Origin of the sequence: Salinibacterium sp. UTAS2018 (assembly GCF_004118935.1) — a bacterium.
In the GTDB taxonomy this organism is placed as follows: Bacteria; Actinomycetota; Actinomycetes; order Actinomycetales; family Microbacteriaceae; genus Rhodoglobus.
In genome coordinates this window covers 145,294-164,916 of record NZ_CP035375.1, presented here as the reverse complement: position 1 = coordinate 164,916, position 19,623 = coordinate 145,294, and the positions used below count along the sequence as shown (strand labels likewise).

At 59.1% G+C, this 19,623-nt stretch carries 13 protein-coding genes; 8 read left to right on the top strand and 5 right to left on the bottom strand.

Annotated elements, in window-relative coordinates; all coding sequences use genetic code 11:
- Window positions 1–37: 37 nt before the first annotated feature.
- The 5 genes from ESZ53_RS00780 to ESZ53_RS00760 form a co-directional block, all read right to left on the bottom strand.
- Window positions 38–628: a DNA-3-methyladenine glycosylase I gene (locus tag ESZ53_RS00780; RefSeq protein WP_129071092.1), complete on the bottom strand. Its 591-nt coding sequence runs from the start codon at window positions 626–628 to the stop codon at window positions 38–40.
- Entirely contained in the window at window positions 625–1,137 is a 513-nt protein-coding gene (locus ESZ53_RS00775; protein ID WP_129071091.1) for a methylated-DNA--[protein]-cysteine S-methyltransferase, read from the bottom strand. The genes ESZ53_RS00780 and ESZ53_RS00775 overlap by 4 nt, the downstream gene beginning before the upstream one ends.
- A gap of 92 nt (window positions 1,138–1,229) precedes the next feature.
- Window positions 1,230–2,267, bottom strand: coding sequence for a hypothetical protein (locus tag ESZ53_RS00770; RefSeq protein WP_246837342.1), 1,038 nt, complete (start codon window positions 2,265–2,267; stop codon window positions 1,230–1,232).
- A gap of 55 nt (window positions 2,268–2,322) precedes the next feature.
- Window positions 2,323–3,705, bottom strand: a complete 1,383-nt coding sequence (locus tag ESZ53_RS00765) for an aspartate aminotransferase family protein (RefSeq protein ID WP_129071090.1) — start codon at window positions 3,703–3,705, stop codon at window positions 2,323–2,325.
- Window positions 3,706–3,770: 65 nt separating this feature from the next.
- Window positions 3,771–4,253, bottom strand: a complete 483-nt coding sequence (locus ESZ53_RS00760; protein WP_129071089.1) for an Lrp/AsnC family transcriptional regulator — start codon at window positions 4,251–4,253, stop codon at window positions 3,771–3,773.
- Between the two features lie 122 nt (window positions 4,254–4,375).
- Here ESZ53_RS00760 and ESZ53_RS00755 point away from each other — a divergent pair, with 122 nt between their 5' ends.
- The 8 genes from ESZ53_RS00755 to ESZ53_RS00720 all read left to right on the top strand — a co-directional run bounded on the left by ESZ53_RS00755 (window position 4,376) and on the right by ESZ53_RS00720 (window position 19,445).
- The gene (locus ESZ53_RS00755) at window positions 4,376–5,812 is read left to right on the top strand and encodes an aminobutyraldehyde dehydrogenase (protein WP_129071088.1); all 1,437 of its coding nucleotides are present in this window, start codon (window positions 4,376–4,378) and stop codon (window positions 5,810–5,812) included.
- Window positions 5,813–5,855: 43 nt separating this feature from the next.
- A complete protein-coding gene (locus ESZ53_RS00750; protein ID WP_129071087.1) occupies window positions 5,856–6,470 on the top strand; it encodes an FHA domain-containing protein in 615 nt (204 codons plus the stop codon).
- 18 nt (window positions 6,471–6,488) lie between these two features.
- Window positions 6,489–7,283 carry a PP2C family serine/threonine-protein phosphatase gene (locus ESZ53_RS00745; protein WP_129071086.1) on the top strand — a complete coding sequence of 265 codons (795 nt, stop codon included), beginning with the start codon at window positions 6,489–6,491 and terminating at the stop codon, window positions 7,281–7,283.
- Window positions 7,284–7,402: 119 nt separating this feature from the next.
- Window positions 7,403–8,830 carry a serine/threonine-protein kinase gene (locus ESZ53_RS00740; protein ID WP_129071085.1) on the top strand — a complete coding sequence of 476 codons (1,428 nt, stop codon included), beginning with the start codon at window positions 7,403–7,405 and terminating at the stop codon, window positions 8,828–8,830.
- A gap of 12 nt (window positions 8,831–8,842) precedes the next feature.
- Window positions 8,843–14,749, top strand: coding sequence for an Ig-like domain-containing protein (locus tag ESZ53_RS00735; protein ID WP_129071084.1), 5,907 nt, complete (start codon window positions 8,843–8,845; stop codon window positions 14,747–14,749).
- A 9-nt stretch (window positions 14,750–14,758) separates the two neighbouring features.
- Window positions 14,759–15,730: a MoxR family ATPase gene (locus tag ESZ53_RS00730; protein ID WP_129071083.1), complete on the top strand. Its 972-nt coding sequence runs from the start codon at window positions 14,759–14,761 to the stop codon at window positions 15,728–15,730.
- Window positions 15,727–17,157, top strand: coding sequence for a DUF58 domain-containing protein (locus tag ESZ53_RS00725; RefSeq protein WP_129071082.1), 1,431 nt, complete (start codon window positions 15,727–15,729; stop codon window positions 17,155–17,157). Before ESZ53_RS00730 ends, ESZ53_RS00725 begins: the two co-directional genes overlap by 4 nt.
- Window positions 17,154–19,445: a transglutaminase domain-containing protein gene (locus tag ESZ53_RS00720; RefSeq protein WP_129071081.1), complete on the top strand. Its 2,292-nt coding sequence runs from the start codon at window positions 17,154–17,156 to the stop codon at window positions 19,443–19,445. Before ESZ53_RS00725 ends, ESZ53_RS00720 begins: the two co-directional genes overlap by 4 nt.
- Window positions 19,446–19,623: the final 178 nt, after the last annotated feature.

Here is a 19,623-nt window from a genome sequence, read left to right as displayed (position 1 = left end):
CAACCTGGCGGAAGCCTCGGCCATCGCTGCTGTGGTGTTATGACGCCCGCCAGCAACCTTTGAGATGGTCGTCGACCATTCCCGCCGACTGCATGAGCGCATACATGGTGGTGGGCCCCACGAAACGAAATCCTCGCGCTTTGAGGGCTTTACTCATTGCCGTGGATTCCGCGGTCGTCGCAGGAACGTCAGCAAACGTGGCCGGTCGAGTTGTGCGCGGCGCTGGCGCGAAGCTCCACAGCAGTCTGTCGAGCGCGCCGGGATCGTCGCGCGTGAGCTCTAGCGTGGCGTGAGCATTTGTTATTGCCGCTGATACTTTGAGCTTGTTGCGAATGATGCGTGGGTCGTCCAGAAGACGCGCGACGTCTTCGTCGCCGTAATTCGCGATCACGGCAGCATCAAACTGATCGAAGGCATCGCGGATTCCTTCGCGGCGTCGCAGAATGGTGATCCACGAGAGGCCGGCTTGAAAAGCCTCCAGCATTATCTTCTCGAACAATTTGTGGTCACCACGCATCGGGTTGCCCCACTCAGTGTCGTGGTAATCGCGGTATTGTTCGTCGTCGCCAACCCAGCTACAACGCGCTCGGCTATCGGGGCCGGTTATAAGCGCTTCGCGTTCGCTCACTTGTGGCTGATTCCTTCGTGCTTGAGGAGCCACACCTTCGTGGGGATTCCGTCGCCACCGCTATAGCCGGTGATTCTTTGGTTTGAGGCAAGCACTCGGTGACACGGAACGATGATCGGAATGGGATTAGCGCCAACCGCGCCGCCGACGGCGCGACCGGCTGTGGGGCGCCCGGTAGCACGGCCGATATCGGCATAGGAGACCGCGGAACCGAACGGTAACTGATTGAGCTGCTGCCAGACGGACTTTTGAAACTCAGTGCCCGCCGCAGAAAGAGGAAGGTCGAAAGAGCGGCGGTCGCCCGCAAAGTATTCAGCGAGCTGATCGGCGGCGGCCTCAAGAGCGAGACACGAGCGCTCCGGCTGCTCATCGTGGGGGAGGGCGCTGTCATTCTCGATAGCGAGGCCGGTCACGCTTTCACCGTCGCTGGTGAGCTCTATGCGACCAATCGGCGATGACAGCCGGCGCAGGAAAGCGGCTTCGGTCTGTGGAGGAGTGAGCGTGTTCATGCCTCGAGCGTACGCTTCGTGGCGAGGAGCCTGCTGGCCATTTTCAGACATTGAGACGGGGAGAGAATAGCGTGCGTTGTGGAGGAGCAGACTTAGAGGCCATCTTGGTTTCGGGGTTCGATGTTGATGCTCTCGTTAAGCTCGCTTATTGTCGCGTTCAGATCTTCCAGCTGGGCAACGAGGTCGTCGTACTCGTCGATATCTTGCTCAATCGAGTCATAGAGATCGTTGAGTCGCTGCTGGCGATCGATGAGCTCGTCGTAGCCTTGCGGGTCGTAGATTCCCCGCTCACCGCGAGCGTTGTAGCTTTCGATATCGGCGTTGAGCACGTCATAGCCGGAGTTGTACTCGGCGGAATCGTCGTCGATCGACGCGCGCAGGGTGTCGAGTTGTTCGACCAGCTTTTTGCTGGCATCCAACTGTTCGGTGAATACCGCGTTCGACTTCTCGTGCAGAGCTACGACGCTCGAGCGGTCTGTGAAGTAGATGGCGTAGTGCGCCTCTAGCTCGGGGCTAATCTCCGCGAACTCGGTGCCGATAATCGAATGGAGTTCGTTCGATCGCTCGCCGGGCTCCGTCTTGGCGTAGAAGTCGAGTGTCGTCGCAAACTCAGGATCATCCTTCATGCTTTCGGCCTCTGCTTCGAGCAGCGGCGTCAATCGTGCGCGTTCAGCATCTGAAAGGCGATCCCACGCAGCATGCAACATCTCATGAGCGGCAACAACCTCTTCGATCCCCGCGAGTCGTTCGTCAGTGACATCGAAGAGAAAGATGGATTTACTGCTGGGGAAGTAGCAACCCAGAACGCCAAAGTTCTCTTCAACGTTTGAGCACGTGCTGTTGAACTCGGGGTTATCTTGGACCGACGGCTGGCTGGCGTAGAAGAGGAAGGTGCCCTCGTCGGACATGCTGGCCGCCGAGGCGTATGCCCTGACGTTCGCGGATGGTTCGAACTGCCACACAGTGAACTGGTCAGTGATGCGCTGCTGGTTGGTCAACGCCCAGACGCCAGCAGCGATCACGACAAGGTTCAAAAACACTGCGAGCACGATCGCGATAGCGCGCGCGACAGTCATGCGCCCGCGGGCATCGCGGGGGCGCAGTGTTAGCGAATTTTCCTCAGTGCTCACGGAAGGAACTCTATCCGAGCCGTGGGGTCAGAGGGGAGGGCGAACGTGGTGAGTTCTAAAGACGGCTCCATGCTTCGGTCAAAACCGAACGCAAGATCGATTCTATCTCGTCGAACTCAGCAGGGCCGATCGTCAGCGGCGGTGCCAGCTGAATCACAGGATCTCCACGGTCATCCGCCCGGCAGTACAGGCCGGCGTCGTAGAGAGCCTTCGAGAGGAAGCCACGGAGCAGTCGCTCGGATTCCTCGTCGTTGAAGGTTTCTTTGGTCGCTTTGTCTTTGACAAGTTCGATGCCGAAGAAATAGCCGTCTCCGCGCACGTCGCCAACAATCGGCAGGTCGAGAAGGCGCTCAAGGGCAGCACGGAACTTGGGCGAGTTTTCGCGAACGTGCTCATTGATCTTCTCTTCTTCGAAGATATCGAGGTTCTCCAAGGCCACTGCAGCGGAAACCGGATGTCCGCCGAAAGTGTAGCCGTGGTAGAACGTCGTGTCGCCGTGCTTGAAGGGTTCGTACACACGGTCAGAGACGATGGTCGCGCCGATGGGCGAGTAGCCGCTGGTCATCCCCTTGGCGCACGTGATCATGTCGGGGATGTAGTCGTAGGCGTCACACGCGAACATGTGACCGAGACGACCGAAGGCGCAAATAACTTCGTCGCTCACCAGCAGCACGTCGTACTCGTCGCAGATCTCGCGAACGCGCTGGAAGTAACCCGCGGGAGGCGGGAAGCATCCGCCGGAGTTCTGAACGGGTTCTAAGAAGACCGCAGCCACGGTCTCGGGGCCTTCGAACTGGATCATTTCTTCGATGCGGTTCGCCGCCCACAGTCCGAATTCCTCTTCGGTGCCGTGGAAGCCCATTTCTTCGGCGCGATAGTAGTTGGTGTTCGGCACGCGGAAGCCGCCCGGAACGAGAGGCTCGAACATCTCCTTCATGCCGGGGATGCCGGTGATAGTCAGTGCTCCCTGCGGGGTGCCGTGGTACGCGACGGCACGCGAGATGACCTTGTGCTTGGTGTGGCGGCCCTGGAGCTTCCAGTACTGCTTGGCCAGCTTGAAAGCAGTCTCAACGGCCTCGCCGCCACCGGTGGAGAAGAAGACGCGGTTGAGATCGCCGGGCGCATAGCCTGCCAAGCGGTCAGCCAACTCGATGGCCTTCGGGTGGGCATACGACCACAGCGGGAAGAAGGCGAGCTCTTCAGCCTGCTTCGCTGCGACCTCGGCCAAGCGCTTGCGGCCGTGACCGGCGTTGACTACGAAGAGTCCGCTGAGGCCGTCGAAGTATTTTTTGCCCTGCGTGTCATAGATGTGGTGACCCTCGCCGCGCACAATGATGGGCACGCCGGGGCCGTCTTCCATCACCGACTGGCGAGAGAAGTGCATCCACAGGTGGTCCTTCGCTTTTTGCTGAAGATCGGCTTCGTTGAACTCTGACATCTCGAACACTTTCTTTAGTGCGTTGGGAAACTGGTGCGTGGTGGAACGGGTGGGGAGCGGAGCGCTTAGCGCGTTCCCCAGTTATAGAACTGCTTGTGGAGACGCAGGTAGACAAAGGTTTCGGTGGATCGCACACCCTCAATGCCACGAATGTCGCGGTTGAGGAGGTCGATGAGGTCGTCATCGTTCTCGCACACCACTTCTACGAGAAGATCAAAGCTGCCGGCGGTGAGTACGACGTAATCGACTGAGGGAAGCTTGCCGATCTTTTCGGCCACGGCTGTGGTGTCGCCCGAGATTTGGATGCCGATCATGGCCTGGCGAAAGAAGCCCAGTTGCATCGGATCGGTCACGGCAACAATCTGCATAACGCCAGACTCCGTGAGCTTTTGAACACGTTGGCGTACCGCCGCTTCGCTCAGCCCCACAGCCTTGCCGATCTCGGCATAGGAGCGGCGACCATCGTTCTGTAGCTGTTCGATGATCGACTTGGAAACGTCGTCGAGATGTACAGGCTTAGTGGCTGAACCGCGCGAGGGGGTGCTCATGTAACGATTTTGTCAGTTGAAAGCGGTGCTGGCAAGCGATTCCGTATCAAAATTACGATTCTGCGGCTGAAATCGATAGTCCGGGGGTGGATTCATAGCTCGATCGTCGCTATCTTTGAGGAATGAGCGCTCCTGACATCCAAAACTTTATCAATGGCGAGTACGTCGCAGCGCGTGCCGATAGCGGATTCGATGTGATCAACCCCGCCACTGAAGACAGCTATGCACACTCACCGGTCTCGTCGAGTGCCGACGTCGACGACGCCTACGCCGCTGCTGCGACCGCCTTCGAAACCTGGGGGGAGACGACGCCGTCCGAGCGCCAGCTCGCGCTCTTCCGTATTGCCGACGCCATGGAAGCTCGCGCCGATGAGTTCGCCGACCTGGAGTCGAAAGACACAGGCAAGCCTCGCGCCAGTCTGGTGGCTGACGAGATCATGCTGTCGGTCGACCAAATCCGATTCTTTGCCGGCGAAGCTCGTCATCTCTCGGGCATGGCATCCGGCGAGTATATGAAAGACCACACCTCGTCGATTCGCCGCGAACCTATTGGTGTTATCGGGCAAGTCGCACCGTGGAACTACCCCTTGAACATGGCGGTGTGGAAAGTTGCGCCCGCTATCGCCGCAGGAAACACCACCGTGCTCAAGCCCAGTGACACAACGCCGTCAGCGACACTCTTGTTTGCTGAAGTCGCCTCGGAGTTCCTTCCCGCTGGCGTGTTCAATGTGCTGACGGGAGACCGCACCACTGGCGGGCTCATGATCGACCACAAGACGCCGCAAATGGTGTCCATCACAGGCTCAGTTCGCGCGGGCATGGAAGTTGCGAAAGCGGCGTCAGTAGATCTCAAGCGAGTGCACCTCGAGCTGGGCGGCAAGGCGCCCGTTGTTGTCTTCGACGACGCTGACATTCCCGCCGCCGTTGCGGGTATCGGTGCCGCGGGCTATTTCAATGCCGGTCAGGACTGCACGGCAGCCACGCGCGTGATCGTGCACGCCGCCATCCACGATGAATTTGTGGCTGCGCTGGTCGCGTGGACTCGCGACAACGCGAAGACGGGGGCTCCGCACGAAGACGTCTTCTTTGGCGCGGTAAACAACGCGAATCAACTGGCGCAAGTGTCTCGGGTGATTGAGGAACTCCCTTCCCACGCACACGTGGAGCTCGGCGGCGCACGTCAGGGCGACCGCGGCTACTTCTACGAAGCCACGATTGTTTCGGGGCTTCAGCAGAACGATTCCGCTGTTCAGAACGAGATTTTTGGGCCGGTAATCACGGTGCAGAAGTTTACGGATGAGGGACAGGCGCTTGAGTGGGCCAACGATGTCAACTACGGGCTCGCTTCTAGCGTGTGGACTCGCGATCATGGCCGTGCAATGCGTTTCGCCAAGCATCTCGACTTTGGCTGCGTGTGGATCAACACCCACATTCCGATCGTTGCGGAGATGCCTCACGGCGGTTTCAAACACTCGGGTTATGGCAAGGACCTGTCGAGCTACGGCTTCGAGGACTACACGCGCATCAAGCATGTGATGAGTTTTATCGGACAAGCGTGACGCGGTGCCGCGAGAATTCGTCAAGCGTGTCTAAGATTGCCGCGTGAAGCATGACGTCGAGGACACGATAACGTCCGGCCAGAGGCCGCCCGTTCAGCCGACCATGCCTGATCTTGATGACACGATCATCATCAGCGCACGGCGTAAGTCGGCGATCGTGCGGCCGTACAAACGACCCGACGAATCGCAGGCGAAACAAGCGTCGCCCACGACGGCTCAGGAGGCGGCGCGATTGCGGGCGCGAGCGGCAGCTCAAGTAAAGCCGCCGCAGGCTCCCGTCGCTGAATCGACAGAACCCTCTGCGTTGTATTACCGAGTGCAGCTCGACGGCACAGAGCAGGCCTACTCGCTTGAGCATGCCTGTGTTTTCGGGCGCGACCCCCGCCCGCCACGCATCGTGAAGGGCGTGGGGCCGCGGCTGATCGCCGTGCAATCTCCTCAACGCGAGGTTTCAGAAACGCACGTCGAAGTGCGTCAATTGGGCTCTTCGGTGATCGTCACGGATCTGCGTTCCACCAACGGATCTGTAGCCCAGGTGCCGGGTAATGCTGCACGAAAACTCCGTCAGGGTGAGTCGGTGGTGGTTTCCACCGGCACGCTAGTGGATATTGGAGACGGAAATATTATTAGGATTCTGCCTCGGCGGCGTCTGGAGTAAAAAGGCAGGAAGGTAGCCGTGACCGAAATCGGCGGCAATAACCCGGGGCATAGCATTGCCCTGCCAGGGCGATCAGAGCAGACGTTTGCGTTTGCGTGGGCTGCGGGAACGCACACCGGGTATCGGCGCGCCGCTAACGAAGACAGCTATGTCGCGCGTTTTCCGATGTTCGCGGTAGCCGACGGCATGGGGGGACACTCCGCGGGGGATCTTGCCAGTGCTGCGGTCGTTGAGCGGCTCGATGATGCGATTACGGGAGACTTCCTTCCCGCCCGCGCCGTTGAGCGAGCGCTGGAACGCGCGACGGACTATATCGGCCTCATCGCTCAGGACAGCGAACTCGGGGTCGGCACGACGGTCACCGGTGTGGTTCTCACCGAGCACCACGAGTCTGCAAGCTTTGCAGTGTTCAACGTGGGGGACAGTCGGGTTTACAACTTCGACGATGACCGACTGGTGCAAGTAACGCGAGACCACTCCGTGGTTCAAGACATGGTCGACGCTGGACTGATCTCGCGAGACGAAGCAGACGATCATCCGGATGCCAACATCATCACCCGAGCAATCGGTTTCAACGCTGCACCGTCACCCGATTTCTGGATGCTGCCCATTCGTCGAGCTCAGCGACTGTTGATTTGCTCGGACGGGCTCACTCGCGAAGTCTCCGATTCGGAGATTCAGGGCCTCTTTGCTCAACGCCTCTCTCCCGACGACACTGTCGCTCAGTTGATCGAATTGGCGCTTGAAAGCGGCGGACGCGACAACATCACGGCAATTGTCATCGATGTGTTAGAAGTACCTACAGCGCGATAGCCGTAAAGTCCTCCATACTGGGGACAGACCTGCTGACCCCAGACAAGGGGCAGAATCCGATCTTTGAGTGATTTACTCACTTAGAATGGTCGAACTCGACGACAAGTAAGAGGTGTTCTGTGGCTCGAAGACTGCCTTCAGCGCCTCCTGCCCTGCCCGGATTCTCTCACGTTCACGTTTTGGGATCAGGCGGTTTTGCGGATGTGTTTTTGTATGAGCAGAATATGCCTCGACGCCAAGTCGCCGTCAAAGTTATGCTCAGCGAAGTTGTCAACGACCAAGTTCGCCTGATGTTTCAGGCCGAAGCTAACCTGATGGCGCAGCTCAGCTCCCATCCGTCAATCCTTACGGTCTATCAAGCGAGCGTGTCCTCCGACGGACGCCCGTACTTGGTGATGGAACTCTGTTCCTCCACACTGAGCCAGCGTTATCGAGTCGAACGCCTGCCTGTGCCCGAAGTTCTTCGCATCGCCATCAAGATTGGGAGCGCGATCGAGACCGCCCACCGCGCTGGGGTACTTCACCGCGATATCAAGCCGTCCAACATCCTGACGACTGCCTACGGGCATCCAGTGTTGTCTGACTTCGGAATCGCTGCGACGCTCAGCGAGTCCGAAAACCTTGAAGCCGTTGGCATGTCGATTCCTTGGTCGGCACCGGAAGTTTTGATGGATGAAACCGCCGGCACGATCGAATCAGAACTGTGGTCCTACGCGGCTACGGTCTACTCGCTCTTGGCCGGGCGCTCGCCGTTCGAAGTGCCGGGGGAACCCAACAAGTCGACCGATTTGATTTCGCGCATCAATCGCGCCAAGCCGCGCCCTACTGGCCGTAGTGATGTTCCTGAAAGTCTCGAGCGAGCTCTCAACCGTGCAATGTCGCGCAAGGTCGAGTCTCGCCAGGGCAGCGTGCTGGAGCTCGTGCACGAATTGCAAGCGGTCGAATCTGAGCTGGGACTCTCTCAAACTCCCATCGAAGTTGCCATGGATGACTGGGCTCTTGCCACCGTCGCGGAGCTCGAGGATCGCACCCGAGTGCGTCCAGGGCAAGCGTCACCGATGACATCCTCTCAGCGACGAAAGCGTCGTCGACCGGCCGCGATAGATGACAGCTTCGGTTCGTTCGAGAGCGAGGCTGCTGAAGGCAAGATGTCGCGTCGAAAGACGGGGATGAGTCCCATTCCCAAAACACGCGGAATGCAAACCATTGCTTGGATTGGTGTGGCGCTCGCCGCATTTGTCGTAGTGCTCGGAGCGACGGTCACTTTCGTGCAATTGCAATCGGGTTCGAGCGATATCCCGGTGGTCAGCGACATCACGGCGTCGGTTTCGACCGACGTGGTCGAGTTCTCGTGGCTCGATCCTGGGCTCGAACCAAGCGACGCGTACCAAATCCATACCGAAGACGGCCAGCCGTCGGCGCAGCAGCGAGAGCCGAGTTTTGTGGTTGATGCTGAACCCGGCGAAAACGTCTGCATTTCGGTTACCGTCACTCGCGAGGGCAAATCCGGCCCGGCAAGCGCTCAGAAATGCGCGGTCTTGCCGTGATGATGGAGGCCTGTGATTAAGCTCTGGGGAAAAGCGCGCCGCTCCACAGCAATCGGCGTAGTGAGTGTCTCTGCGATCGTGGCTCTAGTGGCTACGGTCGCGGTTGTGTCGACGGGCTATACCGCCCAGCACGTCGATCTTGCCGACGGCGCTGTATGGGTCTCTAACAACCAGCAGCAGGCGATTGGTCGGGCGAACACCGAAGTCCTCGAAATCAACTCAGTTGTAGACGCGCAAAGCTCTGACCTCGAAGTCATCCAGCACGGCGACAGCATCCTGCTCTTCGACCGTTCAGAAAGTTCGATCGATGTCGTGGACCCGGCCTTTTCTGAAGTCGCAGAGAGCGTAGCTTTACCGCCCGACCAGCCAGAGGTTTATTTCGCGGGCGACAATGTTGTGGTGTTGGAACACGGCACGGGTGAGCTGTGGATCCGGTCCTACGCCGATTTCTTGAACTTCGATTCGGAGTCTCCCGCGTCACTGAGCCTCGGCGCTGACGCGATCGTTAGCGTCGATGAAGACGGACTCCTCTTCGGATACTCGCCGGCGACGAGCTTGCTGTTCCGAGTGAACGCCGCGATTTCGGATACGGCGGAGTCGAGCGAGAATCTTGAACTCGATCCCACCGCTGACTTGAGTATTACCTCTGTTGCCGGTCAGTGGGCGATTCTCGATTCAGACACTGAATTGCTGCACATGGACGGCCGAGAGGTCGATCTAACTGGCCTCATCGACGGAGGTAACGGGGTCGTTCTTCAAGCGGCATCCGCCGGCGGCGAACGCGTACTCATCGGGTACAGCAATGGTGTGTTGAGCGTTCCTTTGAGCGGCGCTGCCGCGGTAGGGCTCGCCACCGGGCAGTCTGGCATCGCGGCTGCACCGTTGCGGCTGGGCGACTGCGAGTACGCGGCGTGGTCGAGTGGGCAAAATTGGCGACGATGCCCCACCGACGCTGGTGAGGGCGTCATCCTTCAGCTCGAAGAGATGCAAGCTAACGCGCAACTCGCGTATTCAGTGAACGGCTCGCACGCGGTGCTCAATGATCGGCTATCTGGCCGAACGTGGGACGTGCAGGGCGATGGGGCGTTAATCGATAACTGGAACCAACTCATCACCGCCGATGACGAAGAACCAGAAGTACAGCAAAATTTGCTCGATGTTGAGCCCGAAATCGATAAAGTCCAACAGCCGCCAGTTGCTGTGGACGACACGTTCGGGGCTCGTCCGGGGCGAGCGACAGTATTGCCAGTGCTTCTCAATGACTATGACGCTAACGGCGATGTGTTGGTCATCGAAGAACTGCCCACTATTGATGCGGCGATCGGCCGCATCGACCGCATCAACGATCGTCAGCAAATCCAAATCACTCTCGAATCGGGCGCTAGCGGAGAGGTCAGCTTTTCCTACACAATCAGCGATGGGCGCGGCGGTTCTGCTACGGCGACGGTGACAGTAGAGATTCGCACCGACTCGGAGAATTCGCCGCCACAACAGATGCGGGCAACGGAGTTCACTGTACAAACAGCGGGGCGTATCTCGAATCAGGTTCTGGGAGATTGGGTTGACCCAGACGGCGACCCGTTCTACCTCACCAGCGCATCAACGGCGGCGCCTGATGTGGTGAGTTACAAGCCTGGGGGAGATCTCGTGTTCTCCGACTCAGGCGAGGGCGGGGACCTCAAGGTCGTAACTCTCGTGGTGTCCGATGGAATCAGCGAGTCCTCGGGCAGCGTTTCAGTTTCGGTCAAGGCGGCGGGGGAAGTCCCGATCGAAGCTGACCCGTTTGTCGTGCTGGCGTACGCTGGCAAAGAGATCACTGTTTCTCCTTTGATTCACACTCGCGGCGGCAATGGAAACATTCGTCTCAACAGCGTTCCCGCGAAAACCGGCGCTCAAGTGCTGCCCAGCTACGAGACGGGCACCTTCCGTTTCTCTAGCGACGAAGTGCGCAGTCACAACCTTGAGTACGTTGTCACGGACGGAAACCTTAGTTATACAGCCACCGTTCGGATCGACGTTGTCGCGCCTCCGGACGCCAACACTTCGCCGATCACGGTGCCGAAAACGGTCTTCGTTCAGACCCTCCAGAACGAGCGAATCGATATTGCTGGTACCGATGTCGATCCCGCAGGTGGCGTGCTTCTCGTTACCGAGATAATGAACCTAAGCTCTGGTTCCGGCGTGCGAGCTGAAATCCTCGAGCAACGCCTTGTACGCGTCAGCTTGGAAGCACCTCTCGACGACGGGCCAGTCACTTTCAACTACCGCATAAGCAACGGACTTGCAGATGCGGTTGGCGTGATCACCGTAGTCGAGATCCCGGCACCATCCCGGTTGCAAGCGCCGATCGCCAATGACGACTCGGTGACCGTTCGTGTGGGCCAGGCCGTTGATATTCAGGTTCTGCTAAATGACGAGCATCCCGACGGGCTCGAGCTCTCGCTCGTTCCGAAGCTCGCCCAAGATCTTCCGGACGACTCGGGGTTGCTCTTCACCTCGGGTGATGTTCTGCGCTATCTAGCGCCGGAACGTACAGGAAACTTTACCGCGGCATACCAAGTTGCTGGGCCTGATGGGCAGTCGGCAACCGCGATCGTGAACATCGCCGTGCGCGAACTCGACGTGTCTAGTAACAACCCGCCAGTGCCGCCGACGGTAACGGCGAGGGTACTTGCCGGCGATACGGTGCGTATTCAAGTTCCACTCACTGCGGTAGACCCTGACGGTGACTCGGTGCAGCTTTTGGGGCAGGCCACGAATCCCAGCAAGGGTGCCGTCATCGAGGTCGATTCCAACACTTTTGTTTATCAGGCAGGGGAGTACTCGGCCGGCACTGATTCCTTCACCTACACACTGATCGATTCTTTGGGTGCGCGCGCGAACGGCGAGATCAGCATCGGGATCAGTCCGCGATTGGAGGGTGCTCGTAACCCTGTCGCAATTATCGACGAGGTTACGGTCAAGCCGGGAATCACCGTCTCCGTTCAAGTGCTGGCCAACGACTCCGACCCCGACGGCAGCAGGCTCTCTGTGGTGTCCGTCGAGCCTAACGATGAGCAAACTGTTGCCGAGATTGATGGGGACGTCGTCAACGTCACGCCACCAGAGACTCCGGGTGACTACGGCATCATCTATGTGATTGAAAACGAAACCGGCGGAACGAGTCAAAACTTCATCCGCGTCACCGTTGACCCGGATGCTGAGCCTGCCTATCCGATAGCCACTGACAGCGTGCTTACCCTGTCAGACGTTCTCGACAGAAATCGCGTAACTGTCGATGTTCTGGCCGGAGTATTTTTCGCTGATGGTGACCCCCGCACGCTTTCGCTCGCTATCTACCCTGGGTTTGATGATGTCGCGAGTGTGACCTCCGACGAGCGCATCGAGGTTTCCGTCGGGGATTCCGGACAAATTATCCCGTTCCGGGTCACGAATCCCGCCGACCCCACGGTTTTCAGCTACGCCTTTATCTCGGTGCCTGGCTATAACGATGCTCTACCTCAGATCGACCGCCGCGCGAACAAACTCAGCGTCAATAGCGAGAGCACTCTCGTGATCGATCTCAACGACTACATCATCGCGGTCGGGGAGAACCCCGTGCGGCTCACGGACTCAAGCACAGTGTTAGCTACCCACAGCGACGGGTCGGAGTTGGTGCGGGACGAAGACACTCTCGTCTATACCTCCGCCGAGAAGTATTTCGGCCCGGCTTCGATCTCATTCGAGGTTACTGACGGCACGTCCGCAACCGATCCGGAGGGTCGCACCGCGATTCTGGTGTTGCCGATTGAGGTTCTTCCTCGCGACAACCAGGCGCCCGTCTTCGGCGGCGCGGTCATCGACTTCGAACCCGGTCAAGAGAAGGAGATAGATCTTCTCAAACTCACCACGTATCCCTACCCTGACGACCTTGACGAGCTCGCGTATTCAGTGCTGAGCCCCCTGCCCGAAGGCTTTTCTTACTCTTTGGACGGGACCCTGCTGACGCTGGTCGCCAGCAGTAATTCTCTCAGCGGAACGCGCACGTCGATCTCCTTGGGCGTTCGAGACGACCTGTCCGAGGGTAAATCGGGCCGTATTGAACTCAGTGTGGTGCCCTCAACGCGTCCGCTCGTTAGCCCAGCTTCTGATCTTGCAATCGCACAGCGGGGCGAGACGACCGTGGTCGATGTCTTGGCCAACGATGTCTCGACGAACCCATTCCCAGGATCTTCGCTGAGGGTTGTCGACATTCGCGGTCTCGGTGGCGACTCTATCCCTGCGGGAATCTCGATTGTTCCGAGCGGCGATAACCGCACGCTGACGGTGACAGTGTCGTCTGAGGCGGCGCCTGGTGATGTCAACCTGCAGTATCTCGTTGCCGATGCCACCAACGACGCATCCCGGTACGTCTGGGGCTCCGTAGTAATTTCGGTTCAGGACGTTCCCGATGCGATCTCGAATCTCTCGCCGAGTGGATTTGGCGACAAGACAATCATGATGCGCTGGAACGCGGGCCCCGCCAACAACTCTGCGATCACCTCCTACCGAGTAACCACGCGCATCGTCGGCACGCTGGTAAACACCACCGACTGCCCCGGAACTACCTGCGCGATTCCCACGAACGGCAATGGCCCGAGCAATTCCGTCAAGGTCACGGTTGTTGCGATCAACGCAATCGGCGAGTCTGAGCCGGTGACTCTCGCGGACCCCGTCTGGTCAGACATTATTCCTGTAGCTCCCAGTTCGTTGAGCGCGTCGCCGCTCGACCATGGGCTTCGCCTAACGTGGAACGCTGTGCCCACACCCGCGCGAGGAACCGCAGTGGATCGCTATCGTGTCGTCGTCGGAGGATTCGAAACGACTTTGGGATTGGCTCAGTGCAACGAAACGACCTGTACCTGGGACACCCCATCGACATGGGTTCTCGATAACGGCGTGGCGGTGTCGTACACCGTGAGTGCACGAAACGCCGCGTACACAGCGCTGTCGGTGTGGAACACCAGCGAGCCCCGGAGTGCGGTTCCGGCCGGCCCGCCGATTGCAAGCTCGGCTCCAGTCGCGACGCCGGAGAGCGATACGTCAGTCAAGTTGAGTTGGTCAGGCGTGTTTAACAACAACGGCCGATCGGTCACGGCCTACACCGCTGCTGCCTATACCGGCACCCCACCGACGTGCTCGCCTAGTGGGACGATCACGAGCAATGGCGCCAGAATTGCCGACGCTGGCACGTCAAGCAATGTGGTGCTCTCTGGGCTCACGCCGAACCGCACGTATACGCTGGTCGTTTTTGCAGACAACGGTCAGGGTTGTACTGCGTCGTCGACAGTGGTCGCGCATACGCCGCCAGCCGTCATCACTGCGCTCGACACTTCTGGCCCGGTCGCCAACGGCAAGCGCTTTGATTTCACCGTGAACGGTGGCTCGATGGGAGCTGACTCGCTCAACAGCGACTACACCCTCTACTACCGACTCAGCGGTGGCAGCGTTCCGGGCACTGTGTTCGGGCCGGTCGCGTTGGGCGCCTTCCTCACGGCTGAGGGGGGTCAGCACTACGGTAACGACCTCTCGGTTCAAGTGCGCGCCTGCAAGAGCTATGGTTCTGCGCCGATCTGTCAGACTGATTGGTCAGCATCCTTCCCGCTCGGAACTGCTGTAGATCCGTCAGTGGGAAACCTGACTTTCACCTCAGACAACGACCTTCTCAATTCGAGCGGAACCTTTACCTGGCTCAATTGGCCAAGCGGCAACTACGAGAATGTGCAGTATCGCTGCGGCGGCATCACCCTCGGACCGTGGCAGACAGCCGATACCAGTGTGCCGGGGCAAAGTTGCCATGCTGACGTTGTTTTGCTCGCAGTCCCGACTCTTCTGATTCGCGTGACAGCTAACGGCGGCCAGATCTACGAGAGAACGTACAACGGATATGACTATGACTAGAGGTTCACTATGACCATGACCCCCGACGAAGCCGCATGGTTCGCAGAAAGCTTCAACAGACTTGTCACGAACGTTGAGCAAGTTCTGCTCGGTAAGACTTTTGTCGTGCGCCTCGGGTTCACTGCCTTGCTCAGCGAAGGCCACCTTTTGCTGGAGGACTACCCGGGTACGGGAAAGACTTCGTTTGCGCGAGCAATCGCTCAGAGCGTCTCGGGAACAACCAACCGCATCCAATTCACACCAGACCTGCTTCCCGGCGACATCACCGGTGTCAGTATTTTCGATCAGCGCGAGAACGAGTTCGAGTTTCATCCCGGGCCGGTTTTCTCGAACATCGTTTTAGCTGACGAGATTAACCGCGCAAGCCCGAAAACTCAGGCAGCCCTGCTCGAAGTCATGGAGGAGGGGCAAGTCACTGTCGACGGCGTCACGCACCCTGTCGGCTCGCCCTTCATGGTCATCGCAACGCAGAACCCCATCGAGCAGGCGGGAACGTACCGTCTTCCGGAAGCCCAACTTGACCGGTTCCTGATGAAAGCGTCCATCGGCTATCCCGACCGTGCCTCGACGCTGCGCATCCTCGACGGCGCGGGCGTTGCCGCTCATTCGACAACTATCGAGCCCGTCGTCAGCGCAGAACTCGTAGTGGAGATGGCGCAGCTCGCTCGCACGGTTCACGTTGACCCGACCATCAACGACTACGTCAGCCGATTGGTGGAGGCGACTCGTAACACGACAGAAGTGCGGCTCGGCGTCAGCGTTCGCGGTGCTCTCGCGCTTATGCGCGCGGCAAAGACCCTTGCGGCGTCTCACGGTCGTCACTACGTAGTACCGGACGACGTCAAGGCTCTCGCCGAGTCCGTTCTCGCCCATCGTCTAGTAATCGACGCGGAAGCAGAGTTCGAAGGCGTCACGGCTTCGAGCGTGATTGCTCAAATCCTGATCGAAAATCCACCGCCCACAGAACGGCAAGCCGTGTGAGTTCACTTCTGAACCGCTCAGCGAAAGGGCAACCAAATCACACCGCGGCGGAGCAGTCTGGTCCGAGCGGCGATCGAACGCGCTCGGATAGCGAATTCCCGACGGCGATCCGCGGTCTCGACAATGCCAGAACACGCATTGTTGGGTACCGCACGGGTTTTCTTGCCGACCTGATCGTCGCGCTCGTTCGATTTGCGGTTGTCGCGCGGCGAGCTTTTGCTCGGTTTGCACAGCGAGTGACGTCTGTCATCACTCCTGTTGGTTGGGTCGTTCTTGTTCTCATCCCGCTCACTCTGATCGTTGGTTACTCGATCGCCTGGGAGGAACTCGTTGTGGTGGGGTTTGCCCTCATTGTGATCGCTCTCATGGCTGCGGTGTACCTCCTGGGTCGCAGTCACCTGTCCATCACTCTTCGAGTCGAGCATCAGCGCGTCGTGGTGGGGGAGTCCGCGACGGGTGAAGTTCACGGAGAGAACGAAGGGAAGCATCGCAGTTTCGGCGTCGTCGCTGAAATTCCCGTCGCGACGACTGTGGCGGAGGCAGTCCTTCCCAGTCTGCGCCCGGGCGGAACGGCAGCGCACGAGTTCGCCATCCCCACTCAGCGACGCGGTGTGATCACCGTAGGTCCGGTACGGACCGTTCGCGCCGATCCCGTAGGGCTCGTGCGTCGAGAACTCGTCTGGACGGACTCGGCGGAAATCTTTGTGCACCCACGCACCATTAGTATTCCTAGCGTCAGCACTGGTTTGATTCGTGACCTTGAGGGCAACCCCACGCGTGACCTTGCCAACAACGACATCTCGTTTCATGCTTTGCGTGAGTATGTACGGGGTGACGAGCGGCGAAACATCCACTGGAAGTCCACTGCTCGCACCGGTCGCTACATGGTTCGACAGTTCGAAGAGACTCGCCGAAGTCACCTCGTAATCGCGCTGAGCCTGGCAAGCGCAGACTACGACAACGAATACGAATTCGAGATGGCGGTTAGTGTCGCCGGATCCCTGGGTGCGCAGGCAATTCGCGATGCACGAAGCGTGACCGTCGTGGCCAGTGCGCAAACGCCGCAGTTCGCTAAACGCAAGATTTTCGCGGTTCGCGCACTCTCGACCTTGACCGGTACGCGTCTGCTAGATGATCTGACTCGGGTACAGAGCGCTGAGACCGCTCTTCGACTCATCGACCTCGCGCGAGTAACGTCGGAGCAGACGAACGGTGTCTCCGTTGCTTTCCTCATTTGCGGATCGACGGTTACCCCTCAGCAGCTGCGTGCCGCTTCGACAAAGTTCGCTGCGAACATCGAAGTCGTTGCTATTGTCTGCGACCCCGAGGCCATTCCCGGGCTGCGTCGCGTGGCTGGACTGAGCGTGCTGACGATCGGTTACCTCGAAGAATTGAAACGAGCACTCTCGCGATCGGCGGGAGCATGACAAAAATTAGTTCTCGCTCGTTCATTGTCGTTTCTGCTGTTTTGCTCTGGCTTTCGATCGCCATCGCATCCGCTGCGCTCTGGCCCATCTATCGCACTCCGGCGCTCACCGTACTGATTGCCGTTTCGATCATCGCCGGTTCGCTCGTCGCCTCTCTCGCACTCTGGCGTTCCTGGTCGTTCGGGGTCACTGCGATCGTTTCGATGCTCGTGTTCCTCGCTGTCGGAGTTCCGGTAGCGGTGCCAGCAAAAACCCAGTGGGGCGTTATCCCCTCGCTCGACGGACTGAGCGATCTGGTGCTGGGCGTCGCGCTTGGTTGGAAACAGCTACTGACAATCTCGTTGCCGGTGGGGGACTATCAGTCGCTCTTGGTGCCGGCTCTTGTACTGGTGTACTTCGGAAGCGTTATCGCGCTGAGCCTCGCTTTCCGCTCAAAGATCCCGGAGCTTTCCGTGGTTCCGGCCATCGTAATTTTTGTCATGGCGCTCGCGTTCGGACCGACGTACCCTGATCAGCCGATCGCCCTTTCCCTTGCACTGCTCGCGGTTATCGCTCTATCCCTTGCGTGGTTCCGGTGGCGTCGCCGGCGGGACACGGTCAACGCATTAGAAGCGGCGAGGGGTGATGCTGGTAGCGAGCGTCGCAAGCGCGAGTTCGGATTCGCTGGCGTGCGTACGGCGCTCAGCGCCCTGCTGATCATGGCGATTGCTTCAGGCGCGGCTCTCGTTGCCGCTAATGCAGTACCTCCCACGAATAATCGCTCGGTGCTGCGCACGACGATAGTTGAGCCGTTCGACCCACAAAACTATGTGAGCCCATTGGCTGGATTCCGGCGGTATTGGCAACCAAGCACGGCGAATTCAGTGCTTTTCGAAGTGTCCGGGGTTCCGTTGGGCACGAGAGTGCGCCTCGCTACGCTCGATAGCTATAACGGGGTTGTGTACGCCGTCGGCAGTGATCGCGCGTCGAGCGAATCAGGGGCGTTCTCCCGCGTTCCCGCACGCTTCGATCAATCGGACGTCGAGGGTACTCGCGTCGACCTGAACCTGACCGTGGCTGGATATTCCGGCGTGTGGCTGCCCACCGTTGGGCTCTTTGAAGAGGTTGAATTCTCCGGAGCTAGGGCCGCAGATCTTCGCGATTCCTTTTACTACAACAACGTTTCTGGAACCGCCGCCATTATCGACGGTCTCGCCAGCGGCGATTCCTACGCTTTCGAAGGTGTAGCCCCGGTACAGCCGAGTGCAGACGAAATCGAATCCCTCACTCCGGGCCTTGCGCAGGTTCCGGCCATTCAGAACGCCCCCGAGGAACTCACCGAAAAGCTTGATTCCTACGTTGGTGGCTCGACTTCTCCAGGCGCTCGACTCGAAGCAATGCTTTCAGGACTTGCGGCAGACGGATACGTCAGTCATGGCGTGGGGATCGATGAGCCGGCGAGTCGATCCGGGCACTCTGCTGATCGAATCGCTGAGCTGGTGACGGCGCCGCGCATGATCGGAGACGCTGAGCAGTACGCAGTAGCGGCATCCATTATGGCGAACGAATTGGGCTTTCCGGCTCGCGTGGTTCTGGGTTTCGTGACGTCGGGTGAACAAATTCGTGGCAACGACGCCTCCGCATGGATTGAAGTAAATACTGCAGAGTACGGCTGGGTTACGATCGATCCGAATCCGCCGCTACGGGAAATCCCTGAGGAAGATCCTGACGAGACTGCCCAAGTCGCTCGACCACAAACGGTAGTTCAGCCGCCGGAGATTGAGTCGGACACGGTCAACCGACAGTCAAATCCCGATAGTGAGCAAGCACTGCAACCTGATATCGATGCCACGCTTCAAGCCGTGCTCGCGGCTTTGCGCGCCGCGGGTTGGACCCTTGCGGTGCTGTTGATCATCGCTGCGCCGTTCCTCTTGATCATCGCCGCGAAAGTCAGACGCCGACAGTTGCGCAAGAAAGCCGACTCGACTGTGGAACAAATCAGCGGTGGCTGGCGAGAATTCGAGGACTCATTGATCGACCATGGTTATGCACCCCCAACGTCGGGAACGCGCACAGAGGTCGCCGCCGTCATGGCGACTCCCGATGCTCGCACTCTCGCAGAGCAGGCTGACCAAGCCATTTTCTCCGGAGTGGAGCCCGAACTTGCCGAAGCCGACGCGTTCTGGACGGACGTGAAGGAATTGGAGAGTCAACTGAACACTGGACTGTCGCGCTGGGCGCGGTTCAAGACCAAAATATCGCTGCGATCGCTCGGTGGTTATAGTGTCACAAGTCTGTTTAAGCGATAGAGGACCACCCGTGAATTGCTCTTTCTGCGCGACGCAACTGCCCGCCGACGCCGTCTACTGTGCCGAATGCGGCCGACCTGCGATGTCTCGCCGTGCCCGCAGGGGCGCATTAACTCCTGAGTCTGCTCCCGAGCTTGCGATGGTGGGCGAACGCTCTGCGAGTAAAAAAGCAGAGGCG